This window comes from Thalassolituus pacificus, from assembly GCF_025318105.1.
GTDB classification, from domain to species: domain Bacteria; phylum Pseudomonadota; class Gammaproteobacteria; order Pseudomonadales; family Oceanobacteraceae; genus Venatoribacter; species Venatoribacter pacificus.
The window spans coordinates 97502-114478 of record NZ_JAOANI010000031.1 but is presented as its reverse complement, the minus strand read 5'-3'; the positions used below and the strand labels follow the sequence as shown (position 1 = coordinate 114478).

General features: G+C 53.4%; 12 protein-coding genes. 7 read left to right on the top strand and 5 right to left on the bottom strand.

What is annotated here, in order from left to right; translation table 11 throughout:
* On the top strand, window positions 1-1902 hold a 1902-nt coding region (locus NYR02_RS18825; RefSeq protein WP_260977906.1), incomplete at its 5' end, for an Ig-like domain-containing protein.
* Window positions 1903-1984: 82 nt separating this feature from the next.
* Complete coding sequence (locus tag NYR02_RS18820; RefSeq protein WP_260977905.1) at window positions 1985-4507, top strand: hybrid sensor histidine kinase/response regulator; 2523 nt, start codon at window positions 1985-1987, stop codon at window positions 4505-4507.
* A gap of 51 nt (window positions 4508-4558) precedes the next feature.
* Here the strand turns inward: NYR02_RS18820 and NYR02_RS18815 are convergent, their stop codons facing one another.
* Window positions 4559-5320, bottom strand: a complete 762-nt coding sequence (locus tag NYR02_RS18815; RefSeq protein ID WP_260977904.1) for a sulfite exporter TauE/SafE family protein — start codon at window positions 5318-5320, stop codon at window positions 4559-4561.
* Between the two features lie 23 nt (window positions 5321-5343).
* On the opposite strand from NYR02_RS18815, the gene NYR02_RS18810 reads away from it, so the two are divergent.
* Window positions 5344-5583, top strand: coding sequence for a glutaredoxin family protein (locus NYR02_RS18810; RefSeq protein ID WP_225691769.1), 240 nt, complete (start codon window positions 5344-5346; stop codon window positions 5581-5583).
* An 87-nt stretch (window positions 5584-5670) separates the two neighbouring features.
* On the opposite strand, the gene NYR02_RS18805 is transcribed toward NYR02_RS18810, so the two are convergent.
* Window positions 5671-6300, bottom strand: a complete 630-nt coding sequence (locus NYR02_RS18805) for a riboflavin synthase subunit alpha (protein WP_260977903.1) — start codon at window positions 6298-6300, stop codon at window positions 5671-5673.
* A 218-nt stretch (window positions 6301-6518) separates the two neighbouring features.
* Here NYR02_RS18805 and NYR02_RS18800 point away from each other — a divergent pair, with 218 nt between their 5' ends.
* From NYR02_RS18800 to NYR02_RS18785, 4 genes are all read left to right on the top strand, one after another.
* Window positions 6519-7667: a patatin-like phospholipase family protein gene (locus NYR02_RS18800; protein ID WP_260977902.1), complete on the top strand. Its 1149-nt coding sequence runs from the start codon at window positions 6519-6521 to the stop codon at window positions 7665-7667.
* A gap of 3 nt (window positions 7668-7670) precedes the next feature.
* Window positions 7671-8372, top strand: coding sequence for a Sir2 family NAD+-dependent deacetylase (gene cobB / locus NYR02_RS18795; protein WP_260977901.1), 702 nt, complete (start codon window positions 7671-7673; stop codon window positions 8370-8372).
* Between the two features lie 239 nt (window positions 8373-8611).
* Window positions 8612-9715: an efflux RND transporter periplasmic adaptor subunit gene (locus tag NYR02_RS18790; protein ID WP_260977900.1), complete on the top strand. Its 1104-nt coding sequence runs from the start codon at window positions 8612-8614 to the stop codon at window positions 9713-9715.
* Window positions 9716-9717: 2 nt separating this feature from the next.
* Window positions 9718-12786 (top strand): efflux RND transporter permease subunit, encoded by a 3069-nt coding sequence (locus tag NYR02_RS18785; protein WP_260977899.1) that lies wholly within the window; start codon window positions 9718-9720, stop codon window positions 12784-12786.
* 102 nt (window positions 12787-12888) lie between these two features.
* Here the strand turns inward: NYR02_RS18785 and NYR02_RS18780 are convergent, their stop codons facing one another.
* The 3 genes from NYR02_RS18780 to rlmKL form a co-directional block, all read right to left on the bottom strand.
* Window positions 12889-13194 carry a TfoX/Sxy family protein gene (locus NYR02_RS18780; protein WP_260977898.1) on the bottom strand — a complete coding sequence of 102 codons (306 nt, stop codon included), beginning with the start codon at window positions 13192-13194 and terminating at the stop codon, window positions 12889-12891.
* Window positions 13195-13286: 92 nt separating this feature from the next.
* A complete protein-coding gene (locus tag NYR02_RS18775; protein WP_260977921.1) occupies window positions 13287-14465 on the bottom strand; it encodes an ammonium transporter in 1179 nt (392 codons plus the stop codon).
* Between the two features lie 311 nt (window positions 14466-14776).
* Window positions 14777-16924 carry a bifunctional 23S rRNA (guanine(2069)-N(7))-methyltransferase RlmK/23S rRNA (guanine(2445)-N(2))-methyltransferase RlmL gene (gene rlmKL / locus NYR02_RS18770; RefSeq protein WP_260977897.1) on the bottom strand — a complete coding sequence of 716 codons (2148 nt, stop codon included), beginning with the start codon at window positions 16922-16924 and terminating at the stop codon, window positions 14777-14779.
* Between the last annotated feature and the right edge of the window lie 53 nt (window positions 16925-16977).

The following is a 16977-nucleotide window of genomic DNA, read 5'->3' as shown; positions in this document are numbered from 1 at the left end:
CAAGCCAATTACAACGGTACTGGCAGTATTACAGTGCAGGTGTCCGATGGCGTGCTGACCGACAGCACCAGCTTTAATGTCACCATTGATCCGGTCAACGATGCGCCGGTCTTTACCTCGGCCAGCAGCTTTAATACAGCTAATGACGCCGACCTGATAATTACCCTGACCGCCAGCGATATTGATACCGCCGGCGGCTCTCTGGTTTTCAGTCTGGTTAACGTTGACAGCGCTAAACTCAGCGGCAGCCTCAGTGGCAGCACTCTGACGCTGACACCGGTGGCCGGCACCAGTGGCACAACGACGGTTGATGTTGCTGTCAGCGATGGCGTCATCAGTACGCCGCAAAGTATCAGTGTGAATGTCCTTTCTGCCGCCAATCAGGCTCCGGTCTTCAACCCGCCCACGCCACTGACACTGCTGCAGGAAACCAGCACGGTTGTCACCCTGAGTGCCAGCGATGCCGATGGCAACAGTCTGACTTACAGCGTCGGCAGCGGTGTCAGCGGTGTCAGCGCCGCTGTCAGCGGCGATCAGCTCAGTATCAGTGCTGATACTGGCTTTACCGGTAATGCCAGTATTTCGCTCAGTGTCAGCGATGGTGTACTAAACGACAGTGCGATACTGGCCGTCACGGTACTGCCAAAATTCGAGCTACAGCAGGATGGTATAACGCTTGGTAACGGTGACAGTCTGAACGCTGCCCTGAATGCCTTGCCCCTGACACTCAGTGGTGGCGACGGACAGCTCAGCACCTCTCTGTTTTTTGATGGCAGCCAGCAGGACAGCCTGCTCAGTTATAATGCCACCACGCAAAGTTACAGCCTCGCCATGCCATCCAGCGGTGCCTTTGCTGGCACCTATACACTGTCAGTCACCGACGGTCATGGTTTCAGCGCCACCTATTACATCGAGCGGCCATTGCGGGTGACGACGAATGTCACCCCAACACTGGCATTGTCGGCCAGCCAGACGATCAGCGTTGAAGGCGCTCCGGCCGGTTCACTGCTGTCACTGAGCAGCAGCTCAGCCCAGGTCGCTTTCAGCGATGCCAGTGGCAATGCACTGACCACGACCAGTGCGCCTGATGATGCCGATCACTTTAATGCCGCCCGTGTGGTGCTGACATTCAATGCCGTCAGTCACAACAGTCAGCCGGTAATTACGGCATCCGCTACCAACCTGCCGGATGGTGAGTTACCCCTCGCATTGCAAGCTGGCCGAACCGTCTTAATTACCGTTACCGATCAGGATTCTCAGGCGGTGACAGGGGCAATCGCTGCCTTGAATGACAACCGTTTTGAACAATGGGGACTGCCATCTTCTGCCAGTGCCAACAGTAGCGGTGAAATCAGCCTGCAATTACCCGAAGAAAGCCTGCAGCTGAATCTCAGCGCGGAAGGTTACCTGGGGACAACACTGACTATTGATGATGCACAGTTGAGTGCAGAGGTAACCCTCACCGCACTGGATTCACCCTTCAGCCTCAATGGCATTGTGCAGGCCAGTGGTTTTGACTTCAGTACAGAATTACCGCAACTGACGCTACTGTTCAGTGACAACAGCAGTGAAGTGCTGACGCTGAACAGCATCAGCAGTACCTCCGCAAGTTACAACTGGCTGGGCGATCTGGCGGTAAAAACACCGCAAAGCTTACAAATCCGGCATAGCAATATCAGTCAGATAACGGCTAGTATTAATACCAATTTCAGCAGCCAGACAATTAATGTCACCCTGGTTGCCAGTGCCCCACAACCAACAACCGAAGTGATCGTTGTCAGCTCCGGTGGCTCATCCGGTGGTGGCGCACTCTGGTATTTATTATGGCTATGCCCAATAATCGCCATGAACCGGTTTATACGGGCAAACATCCGCTCCCGGAGTCTGTCCCCGGCAAAATAATCGACCGCAAAGCGGTTGCAGATAGCAAGGATGCTTACGTAGCTGTCTGTAATCAGGGAAGCGGCATATAAAAGATTCTCCTATGCTGCGTACTCGTGCTGTTACTTTTAATGTTGTTACCTTATTGCTGGCAGGCCTGATCAGCCTGCTATCCGTGTCTTTTTCCGCGACTGCCGCAGAAGCCATTCCGCAAGACAGTAACGTGCTTTATCTCACCAATGACACCCATCAGATAAGCAGCCAAGGCGCGTTGTATTACCTCGAAGATCCGCTGGCGCAATTATCTTTACCCTATGTTATTGAACAGAATATTCCTTTCCGACATTACCCCAAAGCCGCTTTCAATGAGGGCTTCACAGAATCCGCTTACTGGCTGAAGCTGACGGTTGATGCCAGCCTGAGCAATAAATCACGCTGGTTACTGGAAATTAATTACCCGCTTCTGGATGTTGTTAATGTGATTATCCAGGGGCCGGATGGCGCGCCGTTAAACCATTACGAACTGGGCGATCTGAACGAATTTTCACAACGCCCGGTCTCCCATCGCAACTTTGTTGTCCCTCTCGACTTTACCGACGTCAAACAGCAGGTGGTGTATCTCAATGTCCAGACGACCAGTTCATTGCAGGTGCCCATCAGCCTGTGGGAAATAACCCACTTTGTTGAAAAACGCAGCAACGAACAATATGGGCTGGGGCTGTATTACGGCATGATGCTGGTGATGTTTCTCTACAATTTCTTTTTGTGGCTGAGCATCCGCGATAATAACTACCTGCTGTATATCGGCTATATCGCCTCATTTTCTGCCTTGCAATTAGCCACCAGCGGTCTGGGTTATCAATTTATCTGGCCGCAATGGGTCTGGCTTGAACAGATGGCGGTACCACTGACCATTGGTTTGGTGGGGATATTCGGCAGTGCTTTCACCCGTGCTTTTTTACAAACCAAAGTGCATCACCGTCTGGCCGATATTGCGTTGCGGATATGCCTGCTGCTATCGGCCATGATCTGTCTGAGTGCATTGGTCTTTGATATTGCAACGGTGATGAGCAGCGGTAAATTTGTGGTGGTGATATTTCTTATTACCGTATTCTATTCGTCTGTTTCGTCACTGCTTAAAGGTCAGCATCAGGCCCGCTATTTCCTGATTGCCTGGGTATCGCTGATTGTTGGCGGTATGGTCACGATTTCCATGATGCTGGGCTATCTGCCGAATAATCTGTGGACGACTCATGCCAGTAAAATCGGCAGTGCACTGGAAATTGTGCTGTTGTCTTTTGCCCTTGCCGACCGTATTAAAATTCTTGAACGGGCAAAAAATCATGCCGAAGCGCTGGTGAAAAAAGAGCTGGAAGAACGCGCGGTACGGCTGGCCGAATCCAATCGTCTGAAAAATGATTTTCTGGCAACCATCAGTCACGAATTCCGCACCCCACTGAACGGCATTCTGGGCTCCCTGGAATTGGCCGCCGATGAGCATGGTAAGCCGCAGCTGAATTCACTTCAGGATGCCCGCAACAGCGCCAGAGATATGCTCGATCTGGTCGACAATGTACTGACCTACACCGAGCTGCAGGCCGGTAACCGCATCATGTCGCCGGAAACCATTGAACTGGCCCCCATGATCCGTAGTGCCGCTGACTATATCCGCCAGCAATGCCACAACAAGCATCTGACCTTTGAACTGGTGTTGCAGCCAGGATTACCGAACCATATCCGCGCCGATATTAAATGCATCCGTCATGCACTTAAGGCGCTGCTGGAAAATGCCGTTAAATTTACCCAGAAGGGTCAGATCCGCATAGAAGTTGGCGTCAGCCAGATGAACAACATGACCACGCTTGATATTCATATCCGCGATACCGGCATTGGTATGACGGCCGCTGAGCTCAGCCGTGTACAGGACTATTTTTATCAGGGGGATGGCTCTGATCAGCGCCGCTACCAGGGACTGGGGATCGGCTTATCGCTGGTACGCGCGGTATGTCATTGCATGAAAGGCCGTCTTGAAATTGACAGTGAAAAGCATCAGGGAACCGATGTTCACCTTCACCTGCCGGTACAGGCATTGGGCAGAAGCGAAGTACGGCTGATTAAAAACCGGGTCGAAGCCGTCGAAACCACACCAATCGAAAATATCCGTGGTCGGGCGTTAGTGGTGGAAGACAACACCATCAACCAGCGGGTACTGCACTCGATGCTCAGTCGTTTGCAACTGAAAGTGGATGTCGCTGACAACGGCGAGAAAGCGCTGGAGATGCTGAATTCAGAGCGAGCATACCGCTACGACATGGTCTTTATGGATTGCCAGATGCCAGTAATGGATGGCTTTGAAGCAACCCGTATTCTGCGGGCAAGCAACATCAGCGAACGACATTCACCGGTCATCGCCGTAACCGCCAACGCCATGTCCGGTGATCAGCAACGTTGTCTGGATGCAGGAATGAATGATTATCTGAGCAAACCCATCAGCCTTGAGCAAATCCGCCAGATCGTACAAAAATGGCTGCCTGCGGATGCCGGCCATGAAGATCCGACAACCGGGCGCTCGGCTGATCAGGCTTCGCAGCCACCTGCCGACCCTGAACGGCAAAAACCGGGCTGAACGTCGCCCGTCCGCCGGTGAATGGAGTCCGGTACATAGTACGGTGAATAGCTACAGTGGCCCCAGCAGCAGCTTCAGGCCAACAATCAGCGTGACCAACTCATACAGTCGCTTGATGGTCAGATTACCGGCCTGAATCGAAGAATGAGCCCCCAGGTAGCCTCCCACCAGAGAGCCGGCCACCAGCGCTGGAATCCATTGCCACTGAACGTCCGCCATCGCACTCATGGTGATCGCACCAGTGCCGTTCCAGCCCAACCCGACCGCAACCAGTGTCTGCGCCACCGCGGTTTTGTAATCAAGCCCAAACCAGTACACCAGCCAGAGGGTCACAAACAGTCCACTGCCGGCCGACAGCGCACCATTGGCAAACCCGATCAGTAACAGCACCAGCGCCCCCACCGCAAAACCCGCCGTGCTGCGGTTACGCCCGTTTTTATGTAAACCCAGCTGCGGCTTAAACCAGGAGTACAGTGCCAGCGATAAAGTCAGCAATCCCAGTGCAATCTCAGCCTGACGGGCCGGCACGTCGAGAATAAACAAGGCTCCAGCAATCACGCCGGGCACTCCGGCTGCGACAATCAACAGCAAAATCCGGCGATCAAGGTGATGCTCTCGCAGATGACGGGCGGTTGCACCAACGCCCAGCGCAACCGTCGCCACTTTGTGCGTGGCCAGCGCCAGCGGGAATGGCAGCCCCATAAAAATCAGAATCGGTAGCTGAATCAGTCCGGCACCACCACCGGCCAGCGCGGAAAACCAGTTCGCTACAATTGCAATCAGAAAAAGTGCCGTTTGTTCGATATAATCCATGCAGAGTTCATCTGGGGAAACTTATGAAATACGCTTTGTACTACTACGACGCCTGTCCATTCTGCCAGCGTGTGCTGCGTGCACTGCCCGGCGTAAAGGTCGAGGTCGAAAAACGCAATGTGCTGACCAATCAGGAATTCCGTAAACAACAATATGCGGCAACCGGCCGTACCACGGTGCCCTGCCTGCTGATTTCTGATAACGGCAAAGATACCTGGATGTTCGAATCCGCCGATATTATCCGCTTTTTACAAAGCCGCTGAACAAAGCAATCAGCCAAACCTGAGCGCTCAGCAAAACCGGCCGCAGACAATCACGCCGCGGCCGGTTAATGACACTGAACCACGCCCCTAACGGGACAGCAGAGCGCTCATCTGCGGATCAGCCATCAGGCGACGTACGGTTTCCACCACGGCCTGAGTCTGGGCATCCACTTCCACGTTGATACGATCACCCGCGCTTACCATGCCAAAGGTTGTGACATCACGGGTTTCAGGAATCAGGTGTACGCAAAAACGATCGTCGGTTACTTCAGCAATGGTCAGACTGCAGCCGTTCAGTGCGACATAGCCCTTATCCAGCAGGAAAGGTGAAAGATGCGCCGGGCGCTCCATCCATACCACCCGGTTATTGGCTGAATCATCGACGGCCAGCACAGCGACCTGATCCATGATATGGCCGGATAAAACGTGGCCGCCAATCTCGTCACCAAAGCGTGCTGCCCGCTCAATGTTCACCACACTGCCCGGCTGCAAATCCCCAAGATTCGTGACGTTAAGTGTCTGCCCTATGGCATCAAAGCTGACCTGTCCCTGCTCCAATGTACGCACGGTCAGGCAGGTGCCATTGATGGCAACGGATGCGCCAATTTGCAGCCCGGTCATAAGTTTTTCCGGGAATTCAAAAGTGAATGTGGCAAAATCTTCTTTGCGCTCCAGTCGCGCCACAGGCAATCTGGTTTGCACAATACCGGTGAACATCAGTCTCTCCAGCCAAGTCAGAAAAACGCATTATGCACTATACTCGCAGCAGTAGAAGGCATGATATTGAGCCGGTGTTTCTGAATAATCCGGCCCGGCAGAAAGCCGATGGTCAGAACGCCGTTTTCCGATAAAACGTTTTTCAGTAAGCCACGCGCCGGAAAAAGTCGGAGCAGGCCCAGTCATTCAGCGACTCCCAGAGACAGCAGGACACGGATTTGGACGTTAAAAAAACAGGATTAATTCTTTCCGGCGGCGGTGCCCGCGCGGCCTATCAGGTGGGCGTACTAAAAGCGATCCACAAGATTCTGCCAAAAGGCCACTACAACCCTTTTGATATTATTTCCGGCACTTCAGCCGGAGCGATTAATGGGGTGGCGCTGGCCAGTTATGCCGACAACTACCGCATAGGAATTAAACACCTCGAACGTATCTGGATGCACTTCAGTTGCGATCAGATATACCGTACCGATTTCTGGGGGGTGTCTGCCTCACTCGCGCGCCTGACCCGCAGCCTGGTGATTGGCCGGGGCTACAAAAACGACACAGTCTCGCTGCTCAATAATCAACCACTGCGCGAATTACTGCAGGAAGTGGTTAAGTTTGACAATATTCAGGGGGCCATCGACAGCGGTGCACTGCATGCCATTGCCGTCAACTGCTCCGGTCTGGAAAGCGGTGAATCGGTCAGTTTTTTTCAGGGTCATTACAGTATCAATAACTGGCAACGCCAGCGCCGCGTTGGCATCCGCAGCCGCATTTCGCTTGATCATCTGATGGCATCATCCGCCATCCCGATGATTTTTCCGTCGGTCAAAATTCATCGTGAATACTTTGCCGACGGTGCCGTACGCCAACTGGCACCACTCAGCCCGGCACTGCATCTGGGCGCAGAAAAAATCATGGTGATTGGTGTCAGTGGTATCGCTCACAAACGCAAAGAACGACCACAAAGCAGCTCTTACCCGTCGCCAGCCAAAATGATGGGACACATGCTGAATGCGGCTTTCCTCGACAGTATGGAAACCGATGTCGAACGGCTGCGCCGCATTAACCGGACCGTCGATAAGATTCCGGAATCGGTGCGCAAAAAAGAAGGCATGGAACTGAAATCCATCGAATTGCTGGAAATTAATCCAAGCCGTTCCATCGATGAACTCGCCGGTCAGCATGCCCATGAAATTCCACGGGCATTAAAACTGGCTCTGGGCGGCAGCGGCAATGCCAGCCAGAACGGCTCCGGTATTCTCAGCTATTTGCTGTTTTCCCGTGGTTTCTGCAAAAGCCTGATTGACCTCGGTTTTCAGGATGCCAACGAACGCGAAGATGAAATCCGCGCTTTTTTTGCCGACCATTTCCACGACTGACTCATGAAAATATCTGCCTATCAGCGCATCGTCGTTCTTACCGGAGCCGGTATCTCCGCCGAGTCCGGTATACGCACCTTCCGTGACGCCGGCGGACTGTGGGAAAACCACCGCCTGGAAGACGTCGCCACGCCGGAAGCCTTTGTCCGTGATCCGCAATTAGTGCAACGCTTTTATAATGACCGGCGGCGGCAACTGAAGGATGTCAGCCCCAACCCCGCTCACCTTGCTCTGGCCGCATTCGAACAGCAATTCAGCGGTGATTTTTTGCTGGTAACGCAAAACGTTGATGATCTTCATGACCGCGCAGGTAGTCGTAACCTGCTGCATATGCACGGTGAGCTGAATAAGGCCCGCTGCCTGCTGAGCGGCAATATTACCGAACACCAGGGCGATATCAGCGCCGATGTGCTCTGCCCCTGTTGCCAGCGTCCGAGCCTGCGGCCGCATATCGTGTGGTTTGGTGAAATGCCACTGTATATGGATGAGATCTGCGCCACGCTGGAGCAGTGTGACCTGTTTCTGAGTATTGGCACCTCAGGCCATGTCTACCCGGCAGCCGGTTTTGTCGAGGTCGCCCGCCAGGCCAGTGCGCATACCGTGGAAATCAACCTGGAACCTTCCAATACCGAAGATGCGTTTGCCGAACATCTGTACGGCCAGGCGAGCCAAACCCTGCCTCGTTTTTTACAGCAGTTGCTGTAATTCAACCGTCGCAATTACTCCCGGATTTACAACAAACTTCTCACAGATAGCTTAATTCAGCCTAATTAACGCACCATTGTCTTAAATTCAGGACGATTGGTTGCAAATATGGCGGCTGATGATAATCCACAAATTAGCCTAAAATCCGCCCCCAAACTGGCCAAACGGCGACGACAGGCCATGCTTAATGCCAGCACTCAACCGGGCGGCACCTGCCTGCCCGCTAACAGGAATTCCGCATGACATATTTATCCCGTTCTCAATGGCTGCTGCCCATCGTTGCCATCTTTCCCTTGCTTCTCAGTGCCTGCTCCCAACAGGAAGCCAGTGCAACAGCAACCGTTGTGCACCCGGCCAAAGTGTTTCAGATCAGCCCTGCCAGCCAGAGCATACTGCGACGTTTTCCGGCTCAGGTTCAGGCCGCTGAACGCGCCGCACTGGCTTTCCGCGTCAGCGGTGAACTGCTGACACTGCCGGCACAGGCCGGTAAAGAAGTGCGCCAGGGTGACGTACTGGCCCGGCTTGATCCTTCCGACTACCAACTGCGCGTGGATGACCGCAAAGCCCGCTATGAGCTGGCGCTGTCGCAGTTTCAGCGGGTAAAAGGCCTGTTTGAACTGGGACAGATTTCCCAGTCACAATTTGATCAGGCCAAAGCCGAGCTGGATATCAGCAAAGCGGCTCTGGCCACCGCCCGTACGGACCTGTCTTACACCACGTTAAAAGCGCCGTTCTCCGGCGTGATTGCCGAAGTGTATGCCGACAATCACCAACCGGTCGCTGGCGGTAAAACCCTGGTGATGCTGCAGGCCAAAGACCAGCTGGAAGTGCGTTTGCAGATTCCGGAAAACCTGATGGCGCATATCGCCAAAAAGGAAAACACCAGCTATCAACCGGATGTTGAATTCGAAGCGCTGCCAGGCAAACGCTTCCGTGCCAGCTATAAAGAACACACAGCCCAGGCCGATCCGGCGACCGGCAGCTTTACCATTACCCTGACCCTGCCACGGCCACCATCACTGAATTTATTACCGGGAATGACGGCCAGTGTCCATGTGGATCTGAGTCAGGTGCTGAGCGAGACCAATCCTAACCTGATCGTTCCGCCACAATCGGTATTTCAGAGCGAACAACAGGCCGATGGCAGCTCCCAGGCCATGGTCTGGATTGTGGGTGCCGACATGACCCTGCAGATGCGTGCAGTTGAAATCGGTCAGCTATCAACCGCAGGGCTGGAAATTACCCAGGGCTTACAACCGGGCGATACCATTCTGGCAGCAGGTGTTCATCAGGCCCATGAAGGGATGCGTATCCGTCCCTGGATTCAGGAACGGGGTCTTTAAGCATGAGTCAGCCACAAAACTCGGCCACGTATTTTATTAAGCACACCACAACCAGCTGGATGATGCTGGCCATTTTGCTCGTCGGCGGTGCCATCAGTTATTTGGGATTGGGGCGTTTGGAAGACCCGCAATTCACCATCAAAGAAGCCATGGTGATTACCTATTATCCCGGCGCCAGTGCGCTGCAGGTTGAAGAAGAAGTCACCGCCCCGCTGGAAAGCGCTATTCAGGCGCTGCCCTATATCAAACATGTGGATTCTATTTCCAAAGCCGGGTTTTCACAGGTACACCTGGTGATTAAACCTACCTATAAATCCCATGAGCTGGCGCAGATATGGGATGAATTACGCCGTAAAGTACACGACAAAACCCCATCCCTGCCACCCGGTGCCAATGCTCCGATTGTGATGGATGATTTTGGCGATGTGTATGGCGTGCTGCTGGCATTGTCAGGTAACGATTACAGCTACGAAGAGCTGAACGATTATGCCGATTACCTGAAACGTGAATTATCGACCCTTAATGGCATCGCCAAGGTCACCATCTCTGGCATCCAGCAGGAACAGGTATTTATTGATATTTCCCGCGAGCGGATGACTAACCTGGGGATTCCGTTATCACGCCTTTATCAGTTATTACAGACACAAAACACCGTACAGGATGCCGGCCATATACGCATCGGTGATGAATATATCCGCATTCACCCCACCGGCGAATTTCGTTCGGTACAGGAGCTTGGCGATTTACTGGTGAGTCAGGCCGGATCGGATAAGCTGATTTATCTGCGCGATATTGCCGATATATCCGAAGGCATTGCAGAAGTTCCGAGCCACCTGACTAACTACAACCGCATGCCGTCATTGCGCATAGGCATTGCTTTTAACAGTGGCGTTAACGTTGTTGCCGTGGGCGAAAAATTACGCCAGAAAATGAATGTGCTGGACGCCAACCGTCCGTTAGGCATTGAATTGCACACACTGTATGACCAACCGGCCGAAGTCGATGCTTCCTCCACCGGCTTTGTACTAAACCTGCTCGCCTCCATTCTTATTGTGATTATTGTTCTGCTCATTTTTATGGGCGTACGGGCCGGTATGATCATCGGCATCATTCTGCTACTGACCATTCTCGGAACCTTTATTGCTATGAAGGTGATGGATATTCAGCTGCACCGTATTTCGCTGGGTGCGCTGATTATTGCCCTCGGGATGCTGGTTGATAATGCCCTGGTAGTTACCGAAGGCATTATGGTGGGCATCAAGAAAGGCTTATCACGTACCCGCGCAGCCTACGATATCGTGCAACAAACTCAGTGGCCATTATTGGGTGCCACGGTGATTGCCGTTACCGCCTTTGCTCCCATTGGCTTATCGCCGGACTCGACCGGTGAATTTGTCGGTTCCTTGTTTTATGTGCTGTTAATTTCCCTGCTATTCAGCTGGATTACCGCCATCACCCTGACACCCTTTCTCTGTCATCTGCTGTTTAAGGAAGAAGAACAACCGGATGCGGAAAGCGACCCTTACCACGGTTTTCTCTACGATATTTATCGCACAACCCTGAGTCTGATTTTAGCGCGCCGAGGCACCACGATGGTGGTCATGGTCGTTGCCATGTTTATTGCGATTTACGGCTACAGCTTCGTTAAACAAAGCTTTTTCCCGCCCTCCAACACCCCGATGTTTCTGATTGATATCTGGCTCCCCGAAGGCTCTGATATCCGCGCAACACAACAACAGGCACTGGCGCTGGAAAATTACTTCCAGCAACAAGATGACGTTGAATTTACCTCCTCAACCGTCGGCCAGGGTGAGCAGCGCTTTATGCTGACCTACGCACCGGAGCGACAATACCGCGCCTATGCCCAGGTTATGGTACGCACCACGGAACGTGACCAGATTCCGGCCTTAATTGACCAGGCTCAGGAATGGGCCAAAAAAGAAATGCCGGATGCTTTTGTTAAATTCAAACGCCTGCAAATCGGCCCTGGCAGCGCCGCCAAAATTGAAGCCCGTTTTGCCGGCCCTGATCAGGAGCAATTACGCATTCTGGCCGAACAGGCGAAGAGCATCATGCGCGCTGATCCTGACACCGATAATATCCGCCATGACTGGCGTGAACGTGAAAAAGTGATTCGCCCGGTATTTAACGAAGACAACGCGCGCCGGGCCGGTATTTCCAAACAGGATATGGACGATCTGCTGCAGCTCAGTTTCTCCGGCAAGAGTATTGGCCTGTATCGTGAAGGCACCACGTTAAAACCCATCATCATGCGACCGCCCGCTTATGAGCGGCTTGATATTGATGGCCTCACCGATCTGCAGATCTGGAGCCCGGTCTTCAGTCGTTATATTCCCATTGGTCAGGTGGTCGAGCGCTTTGACGTGGTCTTTGAAGATCCGATCATTGCCCGGCGAGATCGCAAACGCACCATCCGCGTATTTGCTGATCCCGACCTGAATGCCGAGATCACCGCCGATGGCCTGTTCAAACGCCTGCGACCGCAGCTTGAAGCCATTCCTCTGCCGCCAGGCTATGAGCTGAGCTGGGGTGGCGAATATGAATCATCCAGCGAAGCCAAGCAGAGTTTGTTTGCCTCTCTGCCACTGGGCTACCTGCTGATGTTTATTATTACCGTACTGCTGTTTAACGAAATGCGCAGCGCACTGGTGATCTGGGCTTGTGTGCCGCTGGCCATTATTGGGGTCAGTGCCGGGATGCTGATGCTGGGAGCCGAATTTGGCTTTATGGCGCTGCTCGGCTTCCTCAGCCTGTCGGGGATGATCATTAAAAATGGCATCGTGCTGGTTGATCAGATCCGTCTGGAACTGAGCGAAGGGCGTGAATCGTACGATGCGGTGTTCCATGCTTCTGTCAGCCGCCTGCGGCCAGTGACAATGGCAGCACTGACCACCATCCTCGGCATGTTACCGCTGTTGTTTGACCCCTTCTTCAGCGCCATGGCGGTAGTGATCAGTTTTGGCCTTGGCTTCGCCACCGTGCTGACTCTAGGAGTTGTGCCAGTGTTGTACGCCATGAGTCATGGCATTAAAGCCCCGGTTAAACACTGATTAGCCAGCAGCTATAAAAAAACCTCCGCACGGAGGTTTTTTATGGACCGCACACCAGGGCCTGTCGATGCTAATCAAACAGGCCCCAGACTTGCAGAAAGATCACTCACTGCCCGGCTGAAACAAACGCTCCATTTCAGAGATTCCCTCTAACTCCATCAATAATTGTTGCCGTTCACTCTGGGCAACGGCCAACCAGCTACGGTTGCTAAGGCCACCGACAAGCGCATAGAGAAAATTCAGACTGGGCTTTACCCTGCTCTCTGCAATCGCTGACTGTTGCAGCTGATAAAATGCCGCAACAGCACCATACTCGCGTAACTGCTGAACGCTTGTAATCCCTATCCTGGCCAGCGACTCTTCGCTTTTTATGCCCAGACCGGGTAAATCACGGATACGCCCTGCCATATCAATCTATCTGCCTGTTTCGAAAGTCAGCCTGCATTTAAACAAAAAAGCCGCAGGTTTCCCCGCGGCTTTTCTTTTCCAGACTGAGGTAATCAGTCTTCGCTGGTCGATACAATTTTATGAATCGACAGGTCAGCACCGTTAAACTCTTCTTCTTCGTCAAGACGAAGACCGGAGACGGCTTTAACGATACCGTACACCAGGAAGCCGCCAATCAGGGCAACCAGAATACCGGCCAGTGTACCGATCAATTGTGACATAAAGGTCACGCCACCCAGTCCGCCGAACGCTTCGCTACCGAAAACACCGGCCGCAATACCACCCCAGGCGCCACACAAACCATGCAGCGGCCAGACACCCAACACGTCATCAAATTTAGGGAATTTATTCTGCGCCAGGGTGAACACGAAGACGAACAGAGCACCCGCTACGCCGCCCACCAACAAAGCACCAATCGGATGCATCAGGTCAGAACCGGCACATACGGCCACCAGCCCCGCCAGCGGACCGTTATGAATAAAGCCCGGGTCTTTTTTGCCGACAATCATGGCAACCACGGTGCCGCCAACCATTGCCATCAGGCTGTTGACCGCCACCAGACCGGAAATGCCATCCAGCGTCTGGGCAGACATCACGTTAAAGCCGAACCAGCCCACCGCCAGAATCCACGCGCCCAGCGCCAGGAACGGAATATTGGAGGGTGCAAAGGCAACCACACGGCCATCGCGGTAACGGCCACGACGGGAGCCCAGCAGTACGACAGCGCCAAAAGCTATCCAGCCACCAACCGCATGCACAACAACCGATCCGGCAAAGTCATGGAACGGTGCCCCAAAGCTGCTTTCCAGCCAGCCCTGGAAGCCGTAATTACCGTTCCAGATCATGCCTTCAAAGAACGGATATACGAAAGCTACCGTCAGCGCGGAGGCAATCAGAACCGGGTAAAACTTTGCACGCTCGGCAATACCACCAGACACAATGGCCGGAATCGCGGCGGCAAAGGTCAGCAGGAAGAAAAACTTCACTAAGTCGTAGCCGTTGTTGGCAACCAGATCTTTAGCGCCGGTGAAGAAATCGACACCGTAAGCAATCTGATAACCGATGAAAAAATACGCCAGTGTTGATACACCAAAATCGGTGATGATTTTTACCAGAGCATTGACCTGGTTTTTATGGCGTACGGTACCGACTTCGAGAAAGGCGAAGCCCGCGTGCATGGCCAGTACCATAATGGCACCAAGCAAAATAAACATGGTGTTGGCGCTTTGCATCAAAGTCTCAACGGCGCTGTTGATGCTGTTAACGTCAATAGTTTCCACGCTGTGTCCTCATTTTAATTCGCTGGATTCTTGCTGATAAAAACGGCGCGCTCAGATCAGTGGATCAGCAACCTGCGTTGCGATGCTTCATGAGAGTGCCGGCCGGAAAGCCACACACCAGACTGGTGCGCGAACATCCAATAAGACTGAGTTTTAGCAGATTCCGTACCAACTTTGTCAGCATTGCCTGACAAAGCGATTACGAATTGTGAGGTTTGCGCACGTATTCAGCACTAACGCGCCCTGAATACGTGCGCAGCCATTCAGACAGAATGCGTAATATGAAAGCAGTGGTGAATATTCGGGCGGCGACCATAATCAAATGGCACCGATTTTGCGCTTACATCTTTGATTGTGAACTGTTTTAGTGCATCCATATCCAGATCGAAGCGGCGCAGGTTATTCGAGAAAATCAGCAATCCGCCCGGATTCAGACAGCGCATGGCCTGTTCGACCAACATCACATGGTCACGCTGAATATCCAGTACCCCTTCCATGCGCTTAGAGTTAGAGAACGTCGGCGGGTCCATAAAGATCAGGTCATAGCGTTCGTTGCAGTCGCGCAACCACTGGATGCAGTCGGCCTGCACAAAGACGTGTTGTTCAGCCTTCAGACCATTCAGCTCAAAGTTCTCTTTGCCCCAGTTGAGGTAGGTGCGCGACATATCAACGCTGGTGCAATGCGCTCCGGCCACCGCCGCGTGCACACTGGCGGTGGCGGTATAACAGAACAGATTCAGGAAGCGCTTGCCAGAAGCCAGCCCGGCAATCTGCAAGCGGGTCGGACGGTGATCCAGAAACAGTCCGGTATCAAGATAATCTTTCAGGTTAACCAACACCTGCACATTACCTTCACGTACCGGCATAAACCGCTGTTCGGTGTTCTGCTTCTCGTACTGGCGTTTACCGGCCTGACGCTCACGGCGTTTCAGCACAATCTGTTGTGCGGGAATACCGGTGACTTCCGGTAAAACAGCCAGCACATCCAGCAAACGACGCTCAGCTTTGGTTTCATCGATGGATTTTGGCGGCACATATTCCTGCACGTGCAGCCAGTCACCATAAAGGTCGACCGCAACGGCATACTCAGGCAGATCAGCATCGTACAGGCGATAGCATTCTACGTTTTCACGTTTGGCCCATTTCTGCAGCGGCTTCATGTTCTTTTTCAGTCGGTTGGCAAAGGCTTCCACCGGGCCACGGATCATACTGCCCTGCGGTTGCGCCGAACGCTCATCCGCTGCGCCGAACATCAGCAGGCGGGTCGCAATCTGGCCGTTCATCAGGCGATATTGCTTATCCAGCGGCCGCCGGATGCTCTTAGCCAGGTCGGTATTGCCGGTAAACACCGCCAACGGCCACTCTGGCAGACGCATGGTGGCATCATGAAATTGCTGATACAGCGGTGCCAGTTGTGGCAGCTCACTCAGACGCTCACCGTAAGGCGGGTTACACACCACCAGGCCACCCTGCTCGACAACTTCATTCTGTACCCGCAACTGTTCAATGGAACGGCGTTCCAGATGAACTTTGCCTGCCAGCGGCGAGCGACTCAGGTTCTGAGTTGCCGCGCTCAGCTGGTCAGCATCGATATCAAAGCCATAGAGGCGGCTGGTCATGGCGTTTAAGCCGTCCGTACGACGCTGGCGTGCCTGCTCAACCTCGGCCAGCCACAGCGGCCGGGCATGGCCCAGCCAGCCTTCAAAGCCCCATTTCTGACGGTTCAGACCCGGCGCAATATCTGCCGCCATCATGCCGGCTTCAATCAGCAAGGTGCCGGAACCACACATAGGATCAATCAGGTGTTTTCCTTCCGCTGCCAGTGCCGGCCAACCGGCCCGCACCAGCACAGCGGCGGCCAGGTTTTCTTTTAACGGCGCTTTACCCGGCTGCAGACGGTAGCCACGGCGGTGCAGGCTGTCGCCGCTGAAGTTGTAATAGAGGTTGAGCTTGCCTTTGCGCAGCTGCGCTTCGATGCGTACATCTCCGTCTTTATCGACCGATGGACGGGCTCCGGTATCGTCACGGAAACGGTCAACGATGGCGTCTTTGATCTTCTGTGCGCCAAACTGCGTGTTGTTGAGATAGTCCGTGCGGCCATGGAAATCGATGCGGAACGTCGTCCCCACCGCGAAGATCGAAGGCCATTCGACTGAACGCGCCGCTTCGTACATTTCGTCGACATTGTCTACCTGACTTTCCTGCAATGGCAGCAGCAGACGACTCGCCAACCGGCTCCATAAACAAAAGCGATAGGCCAGCGTTAAGTCGCCGCGCCAGATCACACCGAGGTGTGTTTCACGTTCAACTTCACCGCCCAAGTGCCTGATTTCATCCGCTAACAGGGATTCGACCCCTTTCGGACAAGCGGCCAGCCAGGTCATGGTTGTTACTGTTGTTTCATTTTGCATGCTGATAAAACCCGTTTCGTCAAATAGCCTGTGGCTGTAAGAATAGTGACGCT

Coding starts and splice junctions, on each gene's coding strand:
- rlmKL (WP_260977897.1), bottom strand. CDS start 16,924: ATGCAAAATGAAACAACAGTAACAACCATGACCTGGCTGGCCGCTTGT.
- cobB (WP_260977901.1), top strand. CDS start 7,671: ATGAAAATATCTGCCTATCAGCGCATCGTCGTTCTTACCGGAGCCGGT.
- NYR02_RS18790 (WP_260977900.1), top strand. CDS start 8,612: ATGACATATTTATCCCGTTCTCAATGGCTGCTGCCCATCGTTGCCATC.
- NYR02_RS18815 (WP_260977904.1), bottom strand. CDS start 5,320: ATGGATTATATCGAACAAACGGCACTTTTTCTGATTGCAATTGTAGCG.
- NYR02_RS18785 (WP_260977899.1), top strand. CDS start 9,718: ATGAGTCAGCCACAAAACTCGGCCACGTATTTTATTAAGCACACCACA.
- NYR02_RS18805 (WP_260977903.1), bottom strand. CDS start 6,300: ATGTTCACCGGTATTGTGCAAACCAGATTGCCTGTGGCGCGACTGGAG.
- NYR02_RS18780 (WP_260977898.1), bottom strand. CDS start 13,194: ATGGCAGGGCGTATCCGTGATTTACCCGGTCTGGGCATAAAAAGCGAA.
- NYR02_RS18775 (WP_260977921.1), bottom strand. CDS start 14,465: ATGCAAAGCGCCAACACCATGTTTATTTTGCTTGGTGCCATTATGGTA.
- NYR02_RS18810 (WP_225691769.1), top strand. CDS start 5,344: ATGAAATACGCTTTGTACTACTACGACGCCTGTCCATTCTGCCAGCGT.
- NYR02_RS18820 (WP_260977905.1), top strand. CDS start 1,985: ATGCTGCGTACTCGTGCTGTTACTTTTAATGTTGTTACCTTATTGCTG.